Annotated in this window: 10 protein-coding genes; all 10 read right to left on the bottom strand. The window is 37.6% G+C overall.

Annotated elements, in window-relative coordinates; all coding sequences use genetic code 11:
- Positions 1 to 179 precede the first annotated feature (179 nt).
- The gene (locus QNI22_RS08155) at positions 180 to 677 is read right to left on the bottom strand and encodes a DUF1440 domain-containing protein (RefSeq protein ID WP_314510145.1); all 498 of its coding nucleotides are present in this window, start codon (positions 675 to 677) and stop codon (positions 180 to 182) included.
- Positions 678 to 828: 151 nt separating this feature from the next.
- Entirely contained in the window at positions 829 to 1974 is a 1146-nt protein-coding gene (locus QNI22_RS08150) for a cysteine desulfurase family protein (protein ID WP_314510144.1), read from the bottom strand.
- A 68-nt stretch (positions 1975 to 2042) separates the two neighbouring features.
- Positions 2043 to 3452: a phosphoglucosamine mutase gene (gene glmM / locus QNI22_RS08145; RefSeq protein WP_314510143.1), complete on the bottom strand. Its 1410-nt coding sequence runs from the start codon at positions 3450 to 3452 to the stop codon at positions 2043 to 2045.
- A 446-nt stretch (positions 3453 to 3898) separates the two neighbouring features.
- Positions 3899 to 5188: an acetyl-CoA hydrolase/transferase family protein gene (locus tag QNI22_RS08140; RefSeq protein ID WP_314510142.1), complete on the bottom strand. Its 1290-nt coding sequence runs from the start codon at positions 5186 to 5188 to the stop codon at positions 3899 to 3901.
- Between the two features lie 361 nt (positions 5189 to 5549).
- Positions 5550 to 7043: a hypothetical protein gene (locus tag QNI22_RS08135; RefSeq protein WP_314510141.1), complete on the bottom strand. Its 1494-nt coding sequence runs from the start codon at positions 7041 to 7043 to the stop codon at positions 5550 to 5552.
- A gap of 154 nt (positions 7044 to 7197) precedes the next feature.
- Positions 7198 to 7923 (bottom strand): class I SAM-dependent methyltransferase, encoded by a 726-nt coding sequence (locus tag QNI22_RS08130; protein ID WP_314510140.1) that lies wholly within the window; start codon positions 7921 to 7923, stop codon positions 7198 to 7200.
- Positions 7924 to 7941: 18 nt separating this feature from the next.
- Positions 7942 to 9330: a glycosyltransferase gene (locus QNI22_RS08125; RefSeq protein WP_314510139.1), complete on the bottom strand. Its 1389-nt coding sequence runs from the start codon at positions 9328 to 9330 to the stop codon at positions 7942 to 7944.
- Positions 9331 to 9443: 113 nt separating this feature from the next.
- Positions 9444 to 9746, bottom strand: a complete 303-nt coding sequence (locus QNI22_RS08120) for a hypothetical protein (protein ID WP_314510138.1) — start codon at positions 9744 to 9746, stop codon at positions 9444 to 9446.
- Between the two features lie 136 nt (positions 9747 to 9882).
- Positions 9883 to 12414 carry a replication restart helicase PriA gene (priA, locus tag QNI22_RS08115; RefSeq protein ID WP_314510136.1) on the bottom strand — a complete coding sequence of 844 codons (2532 nt, stop codon included), beginning with the start codon at positions 12412 to 12414 and terminating at the stop codon, positions 9883 to 9885.
- 234 nt (positions 12415 to 12648) lie between these two features.
- Positions 12649 to 13041, bottom strand: a complete 393-nt coding sequence (locus tag QNI22_RS08110; protein WP_314510135.1) for an Hsp20/alpha crystallin family protein — start codon at positions 13039 to 13041, stop codon at positions 12649 to 12651.
- Positions 13042 to 13088: the final 47 nt, after the last annotated feature.

The following is a 13088-nucleotide window of genomic DNA, read 5'->3' as shown; positions in this document are numbered from 1 at the left end:
TTGCATAGAATTCACCGCAACATTGTTGTTTGACCGGAAAAAACCGCAAAATGTTTCATGCGCGTAATTCCGGTCAAAATGTTTTTATGTACACAATTATGCGTACTACAAAATTTTTTCAGAATAGAATCAAAAGCATTTTTATCATTCAGGTGACTATGGATTATTTTAGGAAAAGCCTAGGAACGTCTGAAGTGTTTGTGTACAATAATCGAAATAGGAAGACCAATCATACACATCAGAACCAGCATACCAATAGCTGCCTTTACAGGGTTAAACGGAAGCTTTGGTGTATTGCTAAGTGGGAGAACTATTTGATTCATAACAATCCAAACAAAAACACCATACAGCAGGCCTGCTACTATTTTGTGCCTAGCCAGTATTTGAAGTCTTGGATAGAGTAAAAAATAAAAAAATGCAAAAGTCATAGCAATAAAGAAGTGAAGGAGCAGTCCTATAAGAGCCATAAGCGTACCTCCTGAAAACGCTTCTTTACCAACTACCCCACTGGCAATAAAAAGTAGTAGTCGTACTGGAGTTGTTCCGGCTAACAAATAGTTGACAATAACTGCGGTTATAAGATCCAGAATACCTGCTATCAAGCCAGCTTTCAATATAGTTTGAGTGCTTCTATGCAGAGAGGTGGGGACATTATGCGAAACAGAAGAGTGTGCCATCTGAATAAATGTCTAGTGTTATACAAAGATATTCTCTTTTGTGTAACTTGCTTGTATTCAAGTATTTATTTTGTGATAGTGTATAAAACAAACGCCTCTGCAGTGAATTCTACAGAGGCGTTTGTTTTATGTATTGTATGATACTCTCAGTTTAGGCAACTTTCTCCTTCTTATACATTTCTGCTAGTGTCTGAACTGCGAAGTCTATTTCTTGTTCTGTGTTAAACTTACTAAATGAGAAACGCACAGAAGCACGTTCTGGATTAGCCTGAATAGACCGTAGAACGTGTGATCCAATTTCGCTTCCACTGGTGCAGGCACTACCACCCGATGCAGATATTTTATTGATATCCAGATTGAAAAGTAGCATTTCTCCTACTTCTGCAACTGGCAAGCTCACATTCAGGACTGTATAGAGACTTTTATCCGATTGGATAGGATCGCCATTGAAAGCAATGCCTTCAATTTCTGTTTGCAGTTTGGCAATCATACGCGATTTCAGGCGTTGGATATGTTGTTGATGTTCATCCATATCCCGGTAGGCAATCTCCAGTGCTTTGGCAAGTCCCATGATGCCGTATACATTTTCGGTTCCACCCCGCATGTTACGTTCCTGAGAGCCTCCATGTATAAAAGGCTGTATTTTATTCTGCGCATTGATATACAGAAAGCCAACACCTTTGGGACCATGAAACTTATGGGCTGCTCCAACGATAAAGTCTACCGGAAGCTTTTGCAAATCATGGCGAAAATGACCCATTGTCTGCACTGTATCAGAATGAAAGATAGCTCCGTGCTGCCGACACAGTTCACCTACCAGTTGTATATCTGTGACATTGCCGATTTCATTATTGGCATGCATCAGTGATACCAGTGATTTGGGGTATTGTTTGAGCAATTCTTCCAGATGATTCAGATTGATATAGCCTTTCTTGTCTATTTCTACCATATGTAGCTGGATATGACCCGCCTTATGCAAGTTTTCCAGCGTATGTAGTACTGCATGATGTTCTATGGGAGACGATATAGCGTGTTTTATTCCCAAGGCCTCAATACTGCAGCGAATGGCTGTATTGTCAGCTTCAGTACCACCTGAGGTAAAGAAGATTTCAGCAGGAGAGGTATTAAGTAATTGAGCAATCGTTTTGCGCGATTTTTCAATGGCTGAGCGTACCTCTCTTCCATGTGTATGAATAGAAGACGGATTACCATAAAACTCAGTCATAAATGGCAACATAGTTTCCAGTACTTCTTTATCCAAAGGAGTAGTTGCCGCATTATCTAAATAAACTCTCATTGTCAATCTGAATTTTAATTATTTTCTTTTGTATGGTTTTGCTCGTAGTAGTTGGGATTGTCAGCAACTCAGGTTCTGATCTGTTGTCCCACCAGTTCCCGTATATCACTAATAATCTTGTTTGCCAGGTAATCAGCTGTAGACTGAGAATCTGACTCTGAGTAAATACGAATGATAGGTTCCGTATTGGATTTACGCAAATGTACCCATTCTTTACCAAATTCTATCTTTACGCCATCTACAGTGTTGATAGGATTCTTAGCATATTTCTGTTTAATCATCTCCAGAATTTCATCTACATCGATATCAGGAGTGAGTTCAATTTTATTTTTAGATATATGGTAATCCGGATAGGTAGCACGTAGTCTGGAAATAGAATACCCAAACTCAGCCAGGTGACTCAGGAACAGTGCAATACCTACCAGGCCATCCCGTCCATGATGCAAGGCCGGATAGATTACACCTCCATTACCCTCTCCACCAATGATAGACTGACATTCTTTCATGGCAGTTACCACGTTTACCTCACCTACAGCAGCTGCAAAATATTGGCCACCATATCGTTCTGTTACATCCCGCAATGCACGGGTTGATGACAGGTTAGAAACAGTGTTACCTCCCGGATGATGTTTGAGTATATAGTCAGCTACAGCTACAAGTGTGTATTCTTCTCCAAACATGCTTCCATCCTCACAGATAAGCGCCAGTCTGTCTACATCAGGATCTACCACTATACCCAGATCATAACGACCTTTCTCAAGTTCGGCTGCGATCTGGATAAGGTGTTCTGGAAGGGGTTCCGGGTTATGGGCAAAAATTCCGGAAGGATCACAATTTATTAGCGTGCGTTTCTTTACACCTAATGCATCCAGGAGCATTGGAACTGCAATACCTCCTGAGGAGTTAACCGCATCTATTACCACATTAAACCCACGTTGCGCTATAGCAGCCCGATTGACAAGGGGCAATGCCAGAATAGCTTCAATATGTTTCTGCAGATAGGTGTTGTCTGTGGTGTACTTACCTAACTTCTTTACTTCTGCATAGGTAAAGTCGTTTTCTTCTGCAAGTTTTATGATCTTTTCGCCATCAGACGCTGACAGAAACTCCCCATGTTGATTTAATAATTTAAGGGCATTCCATTGGATTGGATTATGACTGGCTGTAATGATAATACCTCCACTTGCTTTTTCCATGACTACTGCCATCTCCACAGTAGGAGTCGTTGACAACCCAATATCTACTACATCAATCCCCAATCCCTGCAATGTGGATGATACAATACGGGAAATCATTTCTCCTGAAAGTCTGGCATCACGTCCGATTACCACTTTGAAGGTATTGGAAGCGGATGCTTGTGTTTTGATCCAGGTTCCATAAGCAGCTGTGTATTTAAGCACATCTGATGGAGTCAATGAGCCTCCACTCTTTCCTCCAATAGTTCCTCGGATTCCTGAAATCGAAGTAATTAATGTCACTTTCTATACTGTTAAGGTGAGTATTGTGAATTTTGTATGGATTGGTAGTGAGTGCAATCCCAAACAAGTGTAATTAAAAATGAAGGCAAAAATAACAAATAAAAGTGGAATGCGAGGGTCTTTATATCTGATTTTATTTTATTCAATTATGAGGGTGATAGATAGTATATTTTCTTATCAATTAGAGGGTTATTTTTGTTTTATTTTAATGAATATACTCCTGTATCTTATGAAATGGGTTTTTATTTTGTTACTATAACATTTTTTATTGGTTCTTTTTTGTAAATAACTTCCGATAGACATACTAGGGCTTATATCTTTTTCTGCTCAGATACAAGCCCTACGTTTTGAGTGAGTTACATAAAAGAGTGTTAGTAACAGGCCTTGATGTCATTTTAGGCATATTGACTAGTTTATTTGATAGTTATCTATCTGTTGTATCAGACTTATTGGTAATGTCCGTGAAATCTCTCAAAGGCTGCTCTTTCAAGATTTTCCCTTTGGCTTGGATGGGAAATCGCAATAAGTTCCTTGGCACGTTGTTTCAAGGTTTTTCCGAACAAGTCAGCTACTCCATATTCCGTTACAATGAATCGGGCGTGTGCCCGAGTAGTCGTAATAGCTGCTCCCGGTTTTAGTTCAGATACAATTTTGCTTTCTCCCTTACTAGTGGTTGATGCTAGTGCAATAATGGGTTTACCTCCCTCTGATAAGGCCGCCCCTCGTATAAAGTCCATTTGTCCACCCACTCCAGAATATTGGTATGTACCAATTGTATCTGCACAGATCTGTCCTGTGAGATCTACTTCTATAGCGCTGTTAATAGCTGTTACTTTTGGATTACGTCTGATTATACTGGTATCGTTAGTATAGGAGGTTTCCTTCATTGCTACAGCCGGATTATTATTGATAAAATCATATAACCTGCGGGTCCCCATTGCAAAACAGGATACAATCTTGCCGGGCATTACTTTCTTTAATGAATTATCAATAGCGCCGCTTTCAAATAAGTCTATAAGTCCATCAGAAAACATTTCGGTGTGGATTCCCAGATGTTTGTGATGTTTCAATTCTGCCAGTACTGCATTAGGAATTCCTCCAATTCCCATTTGAAGAGTTGCTCCATCTTCTACCAGACCCGCAACATTTCTACCTATCGAAATCTCCAGATCAGATAATGGTTCTGGTTTTACCTCATAGATTGGATAATTTACTTCTATTGCTGCATGAATCTGACTTACATGAATAAACCCATCTCCATGTGTACGAGGTACTGATGGATTGATTTCTGCAATAACATATCGGGCTGTCCGTACCGCTGCCAAGCTTACATCTACAGAACATCCTAGAGAGCAATATCCATGCTCATCTGGAGGAGAAACCATAATCATGGCTACATCCAATGGAAGGATATTGCGATAAAATAGTAAATGAATATCAGATAAAAAGATAGGAATATAATCACCATAGCCTTCTGCAAGAAATTTTCGGTGATTTGCTCCAACAAACATAGCATTGGAATGAAACGTTTTCTTTAAATCGTGTTTCATATAAGGTAATACCCCTTCGGTATGGATATGAAGCAATTCTACATTTTCCAGTCGTGATGCCTGTGTTGTCATAGCATCAAGTAATACATGAGGGGTAAGCGCAACACTGTGGACAAACACACGATTGCCAGATTGAATATATTTAACTGCTTCTTCTGCAGTTGTGTATTGAAGTGAAACTTGCATGGTATAGTTTTTAATAACAGATGTCTAGACATCTGAAAAGTACTAACTGTTAACTATTTCCTGCAAGGTAGGAGGGAATTAAAACAGTATGAATGATTTGTATCACCAATAAAAATGAGGAATCAGGTAGTTTGTCTTACTATTGTTGATGATACAGAAAGACAGGCGATTTGTTTACTTGAAGATAAAGAGATTGGAGGCAATGAAAACTAGCATAAAATATATTTTTTCATGCTGGTTTTTATATTACTGGCTTTTGAGCATGGTCCAAATTTGTTCTGTGCAAATACATCTCTCTTCTAACCCGTTCCATATTCATTGCTAAACGTATACATACCAAGAATACAGGAATTATGGTGTCTTATTTTTTAATGACCAGACTATCTGCTATGTAAACAGATTCTATTTTGGAATTATGCAATACTTTCAGAAATGGCGTTGGCACATTTGACTTTTCTTGGCCAGAGGATGGGATTGGTAGATAATTGTCAGTAGGGCTGCCTTGGAAAAGAACCTTTTCTTGTTGGGAAAGAATTTCCAGAATATCAACTTTGTCCAACCAATGATAGTAAACACCTGTAAAAATGTTATAAGAATAGGCATTAGTATAAAGTTTCGAAAGGCTAGTATGATATCTCATTTTGGCAACACCTGAATAGGAAAGTGCAAATTGTAGTGCAAACTCAGGTGATGATGCCCGATAATAATATACAACAGGTAATTGATTGTAGGGAGATCCCTTCAGATATACTTGAGATGCTAACTGAGCAATTTTATCAGATTGAAGCCTATTATAAAGTGATGAAAACTGGAAGTATGCATTGCCAATAAATCCAATAGAAAAAAGGAAGAGTAAAGTTTTATAGTATGTATTTTTGTAAGAGAGCTGTTGTATCTTGTTATTCCAGAAAAGAAAGACAAAAGACAGAATGCAGTTTGATAGTATAAATGAAGGAAGTAAATAGCGTGATTGATAATGCTTTGCTACTAAAAGAATTAATAAAGTACAGGAAATCCATAAGCCTGAAAGAATCTTTACCAATAATCTATTGGGATACCTATTATCTTTCTTTTTTGCAAAAAAAGAAAAGAATATCGCTAAAAGGGTAAGTGTGAGTAGACTATAGGATATTGTCAGAGAGATTTCGTTTTTTATTATAAGGTCTAGGTGCTCGAAAAATGTATGTGTATTAATAACTTCTGAAGGCCCGGATCCATAGGAGCCAGATCGCGTTGTGAGTCCTTTTATCCAATTAATAAAATAATTTCGGGAGAAGATGACAGGGATAGATAATGTAAGACCTATAAGGCCGGAAAGAATACAATAATAGATTTTATTGACTCTATTAGATAAAATAAATAGTGGTATTAGTGCAAAAGGTGCAAATGTAATCTTGGTAGAAATACCAGTTCCGGCAATTAGTGCAAAGCCAATGATATAAAAGTTCTTATATATGCCTTCATCATCTTTATAATATAGCCTTAGTATCAGATATATCATCCACATAGAAAGAATAGCCAGTAAAGGCTCAGGAGTTACTCTTGTAATGGAATGTAGGCTTTCCAGTGATGTAAAATAAGATAGTTGAATGAATATACTATACTCTATAGCGATAAAATTGCTTAATAAGCTCCCAATAAGCCATAAGGAGATTATAGTAATCAGCAATAATACATAGTTGATTGTAGTAAGATAAAATTCAGGATGTTTTAGTACATCTTCTTCTAAAGAATTATTTTCTGCGAATAAATGAACAATTCGAATTGTTCCTGCTCCTATCCATTGAATAGGGGTTCCAGGATGATCTACATGTCCAGGAGGAATAAACTGTGCCAGATTTAAACTGTTAATCAAGTATACATAGTCAGGATCTGAATTAGTACCTAAATAGTATGGACCCTGTGCAGTTTTTATATAACTATGACATATAAAAAGGCATAAAGGCACCAATACTACTAATAGCTTTTGATATATACTTAATGATTGATTTTGTACTAGTAAAGGGTGTTTATTTTTTTTCAAGGATGACATAACATCTGAATGCTAGAATAGATCTAAGAGGAGTAAGAGCTTTCTCAAAGAATTGGAACATTGGGATAGACCAATCCGGAATCATAGATTTATTCTCGAATCCACCAGACGCAGGATATAACAGAAAACTGAGATGCTCCTTATAGGCTAGGTGAAACTGATCTCCAAATATTTTTTTGAAAGTATCTCTATGTTTAAAAAACAACAAGTAAGGAATTGCCTGATTAGAGTCCCATGGATCCTTTTCATTGGTTTCTTTCTTTTGGAAATAATCAACATCCATTATAAATGGTTCTGGGTGAAATTTACGATAAATAGGGAGCGAAAAAAGCGATGGGTAAGGCTCTAACATGATTAATCTTCCACCTGGCTCCAGAACGCGTTGGGCTTCTTTTAAAAAGGCAACCGGATTATCCAGATGGTGTAACACATCTATCATAACGATATTTCCTAGCTCATTATCTTTAAAAGGCATATGGTGTGCATCAAACACCATATCCAGCCAATCAAATGGAACAACATCAGCTGCTATAACATCTGGTTTAAATTGTTTGAAGTTTCCTCCTCCTGCTCCAAGTTCTACTGTTGGTTTTTGGGTTTGGGCTAAGTCTTTAATAATTTTAGTATACCATTCAGAGTAGATTATTTGCAGAATCTTTTTTTCATCCCAAATACGTCTGTGCTTTTCTAATATATGTTCCATGAATTTTCGAACAATAATTTATATAAACTTAATTTTATTCATCGCAAATGCCACCATTTTTAAAAGGAGCCAGCCATGTTTAAATCTGGATATATTGGTCTCTCCATAAGAACGTGCTTTATATCGTATGGGGATTTCTACTATTTTCAAATTTAATTTTGAAGAACCAAATATAAGATCAAAATCGCCAAAAGGATCAAAATCGCCAAAGTAGCTTCGGTTGGCTATTAGCTTCTGATAGTTGGCCTGCGAAATTACCTTTGTTCCACATAAAGTATCTTTTAATCTTTGGTTAAGAAGCCAGGAAAACATAATAGAAAAGAACTTGTTGCCCATTATGTTTAGTGTTCTCATCGCTTCATCTTCCATGGGATACACTAATCGGGACCCATTTATATATTCTCCCTTTCCAGATGCAATAGCATTGTAAAATTTGGGTAGATCCTCTGGAGGAACTGTAAGATCAGCATCCAGTATCACCAATATATCACCTGAGGCCATTGCAAATCCTTTTCGCACTGCATCACCTTTGCCTTTACCATCCTGAGTTGTATATTTTACATCAAGTAGGGATGAATAGGCTGCACATACTCGTTTGATTTCTTCAAGGGTATCATCTGTTGAGTTCCCTTCTACAAATATTACTTCCGTATGACTACCCATTTGAGGCATCCGTTGTAAGGCTGCTTCAATATTGCCTTTCTCATTGCGGGCTGGAATAATTACACTTATACTCTTTTGCTGAGGATTTTGATTATATTCAGCTATGCTACGTGCTATGATGAATTTCTTTAATCCAAATAAGTTAAAGAAAGGTAGATGCACCAGGTAATTGTTGCAAAGCCAAGATATAATAGGGATATTAATGGGTAACAGAAACCGTCGTCCGTGTTTAATAATATCAAAATCTGTTAGTTTGAGTAAATTGGATATATCTTCTATTTCCAGCCAGTTGCTACGTTTTTGCGGCATTTTTAAACCTAACCATTGTGCCAGGCTTAGTAAGGGTAGCCAGATAAAATTGATATAGGTGATAATAATACGGGTATCTTTGTTGCAGACAGAATGCAATTGGGAAAATGCTTTCTGAACATCCTCAAAATATCCGATACTATCGGAAATAATTATGAAGTCAAACTTCTCTTTTAGTGTAATTTGCTCTGCATCCATCACCTGAAAGTCATATTGAGGAAATTGCTCCTTAGCTATATGTATCATTTCTGGCGAAATATCAATACCTACTCCATAACTCGGCTTTAACTCGTTAAGTAGATAACCTGTACCACAACCTATTTCAAGAATTCTGCTATTTTCGGGAATATTAAACTTTAGAAATTTAACCAGGTTCTTATAATAATACTTGTTCCGCTTTATCCACGTATTTCGTTTGGGCGCAATTGTATTCATTTGGGTTATTACACCCTCTTTAATAGACGAAAGTTGCATTTGGAATGTATATGAAGGTTTTTGATGTAAATCTATACTATGTATTTATGTGTTGTTAGAAAAGATTGTCGGAGTTATTTTGAAGCGCACAAATATATAAAATAAAGGGCTGGTAATCTCTTGGCAACTACCTGTTGATTAATAGAGTCCATTTTGGTTTGCTGATTATAAATAGAATCTATTTTGCTGTTGATGGTTATTTTATTGCTATGTAGACGTCGATTAAAGTCAATCCAGAGGGAATCACCTTGATAAAAAGGACTTGTCTTTATAAGTGCAATATTCTTTTGTATATAAGGTGTATTAGTAAGCTTTATGGATTGTTGTTTTCGTAAATCTAGAAGTTCATTAATAGTTGCTTTATACCGAGGATTCATAAATAAGTATATTACACTACTAAGAACTAATAGTATTAGAATAAATAGAATTTTCGTATCTCGTAACATACTAACAGATGGAAGAAGCGATAATATATCTCTTCAAATAAGCAAGATCTCAGTGAAAAATGCGAAATTACATAGGATCTACATCAATCACAACAGTGGTTTGTTTAAACTGCTTTGTAGTTAGGATTTTTTGAATCTCTTCTCGAATCTGTTCTTTAATCAGGCGCAGGTTTATATTATCCTTCTCAAGCTTAATCAGAATATCTTTCAGGAACTGATTTCGTATCCTATTAACCAAAGGCGGTTCTGGACCAAGTACACGGCTACCCATCTTTTCCCTCAATCCATTTGCCAGTGTCTGAGCAGCCTCTTCTGCTGTAATTTCATCTTCATGTTTAATAATCAGACGAATCAGACGTGTAAATGGAGGGTAATTAAATTTTTGCCGTTCAGGTATTTCTTTTTCGTATAATCCTTCATAGTCATTTTGCAGAATTTTCTCAATTACAAACAGTTCTGGGTTGCCTGTTTGAATCAGTACACGGCCCTGTGTATTCCGGCGACCTGCACGACCTGCCACCTGAGTAAGGAGTTGAAACGCTCGTTCATGGGCACGAAAGTCCGGAAAATGAATGATGTGATCGGCATCAAATATGCCTACAAAGCTAACTTTGTCAAAGTCAAGCCCTTTACTTAGCATTTGTGTTCCTATAAGAATATCTGTCTCACCTGCTTCAAATGCTTGTACAATATTCTGAATAGCGTTTTTCTGACGTGTCGTATCCAGATCCATGCGAGCAGTCCGGGCCTGAGGAAGCAATAATTTTAGTTCATCCTCTATCTTTTCAGTACCATAACCCATTGTTTTAATACGAGTAGATCCACAGACAGGGCATTGATGAGACATTTGCTCTGTAAACCCGCAATAGTGACAACGCATTTCCTGCGTATGCTGATGATAGGTAAGACTAACATTGCATTGGTGGCAATGAGGTATCCACCCGCAGTCTTCACACATTACATAAGGGGCATATCCACGACGATTCTGAAACAAGATGCTTTGTTCTCCTTTTGTAATATTGTCTTTTAAGGATGTCAACAGTGTATCTGAAAAATTGTGTTTTAGTTTTTTCTGTTTACGTTCTATCCTGATATTGACTAGAGAAATTTCCGGAAGTTGTGCCTCCCGAAAACGTTGAGTAAGTTTTACATACCCATATCTGCCTTGTTTGGCATTGTAAAACGATTCAAACGACGGAGTGGCTGAGCCCATCAATACCTTAGCTTGCTGAAGTCTGGCTACAACCAGGGCCAGATCCCGTGCATTGTATCGGGGAGCAGGATCATATTGTTTATAGGAACTTTCATGTTCTTCATCTACTACAATGAGTCCCAGGTTATCAAAGGGTAGGAATATTGCAGATCGAACTCCAATGACAAAATTGAACTTACCAGACAGTACCCCTCTCCACACTTCGACACGTTCATTATCAGAGAATTTAGAATGATAAATGCCCATTTGGTCCCCAAATACTTTTCGCAAACGGGATACAATCTGAGTGGTTAGAGCAATTTCCGGTAAAAGGTATAATACCTGAGAACCAGAAGCCAGTACTTTCTGAATGAGGTTGATATATACAGCCGTTTTTCCACTTCCTGTAATTCCATGCAGCAATACCGTATCTTTTGTCTTAAAATACGACATAATCTTTTCAGTAGCCAGTTGCTGGGACTCAGAAAGCTGGACATCATCTCCTGAATAGGGTACATCTGCAAAACGGGAAATGATTATCTCAAATTCTTCAAAAACATTCTTCTTTAACAGTGTTTTTAGGGCAGATTCAGAGATGTCATCCTTAACAAGGACAGATTTTTCCAATCCATCGGCATTGGCTATACGGTTCTGCATCACAGGTACGCGGGCCAGGTATTTCATCAATACACCAACCTGTTTGTACTGCTTGCGATCTTCCAGTTCATCAATCAGATCCTTTAAAGGCTCCCAATCTTCATAATCGCGGGTCAGACGAATCTTCTTGACGATTTTGGGAGTATATTTTTCCTTTACCTCTTCATATACCAGTACAGCTCCTTTTTTGCTTAAGGATTTAATAATAGGATAGATATCCTTCTGACCCAGAAGCCGGGCTGCTTCATCTGTAGATAAAGAGTTTTTCTCCTGAACAGCTTCCAGTAGCTTTCCTTCTGTTTCTGTAAGAGGAGTGTTGACATCAAACTCTGGATTATATTGTAATTTAGATTCACTATTAATCTTTAATCCGGAAGGTAATGCTGCATTCATCACCTCTCCGATATGACACATATAATAATCTGCTACCCATCGAAACAACTCCAACTGATAGATAGTAACCATAGGTGCCTCATCCAGAAGCTCAAGCAAAGGCTTGGCAATATATTTCTTTGGTGGATCCTGGTGCACACGTGCTACAATAGCTGTTAGGATACGGCGGGTACCTAATTGAACAATAACCCGTGCGCCAACCTGTATCATATCATTCATGATAGCTGGAACTCTATAGGTAAGCAGGTTGGGCAGTGGAAGTGGTACAATCACATCCACAAACAGGGTAACTACTTCAGGAAAAAGCCCTAAAGAAAGCGAAGCAGACTCGTTTATTTCGTTATCAGATGACGACACAAATTTTTTTAATCAATTGAAGGTTGGGGCTTGCTGCTATACTATTCTTTGAGATAATGACAGGCCTTCGATAAACACAAAACCCATGAACATATACAAAACGGGAGGACGAAGGTACAAAAAAAAAAGAAGCGATAGGTCGCTTCCATTTTCTTTATACAATTAAAGTGCTTGACGCAAACAGACACTAATAAGTATATCTAAAACGTCATGTATGCCTTTAAATTGTAGTGATTATAAAATATCTATATCAATACGCCGGGGAGCTTCATCTCTATCTTTAAATGGAAGGAGCACCTGCAACTGACCATGACTGTATACAGCTTGAATATGACTGCTATCTACAAAGTTTGGTATATCAAAGATCCGTTGAAACATAGGTACAGGTTCGTCCTCTTCTTCCTCTTCAATAAATTTATCAAACATCTCCGGCAGGAAGGAGTGAATAGTCAGTTTATCATTATTTACGAATATATGAAAAGACTCAGGATCTACTCCAGGGGCAGATAAACTGATTACTAATTTCTCAGCATCATGCGCAACCTGAATAGCAGTCATACTAACTCCTCCGGTAATTGTATTTAACCAGTTAATCTGGTTAACATACTCTTTCAAATCATTTTTCATAGTTGCCTGTTTTTATGTATGAAACAAAATACATTACAAGTTTTGTA

It is taken from the genome of Xanthocytophaga agilis (genome assembly GCF_030068605.1).
In the GTDB taxonomy this organism is placed as follows: domain Bacteria; phylum Bacteroidota; class Bacteroidia; order Cytophagales; family 172606-1; genus Xanthocytophaga; species Xanthocytophaga agilis.
Note: the sequence above shows the minus strand (reverse complement) of the source record. Positions and strands in the feature narration are given on the sequence as shown.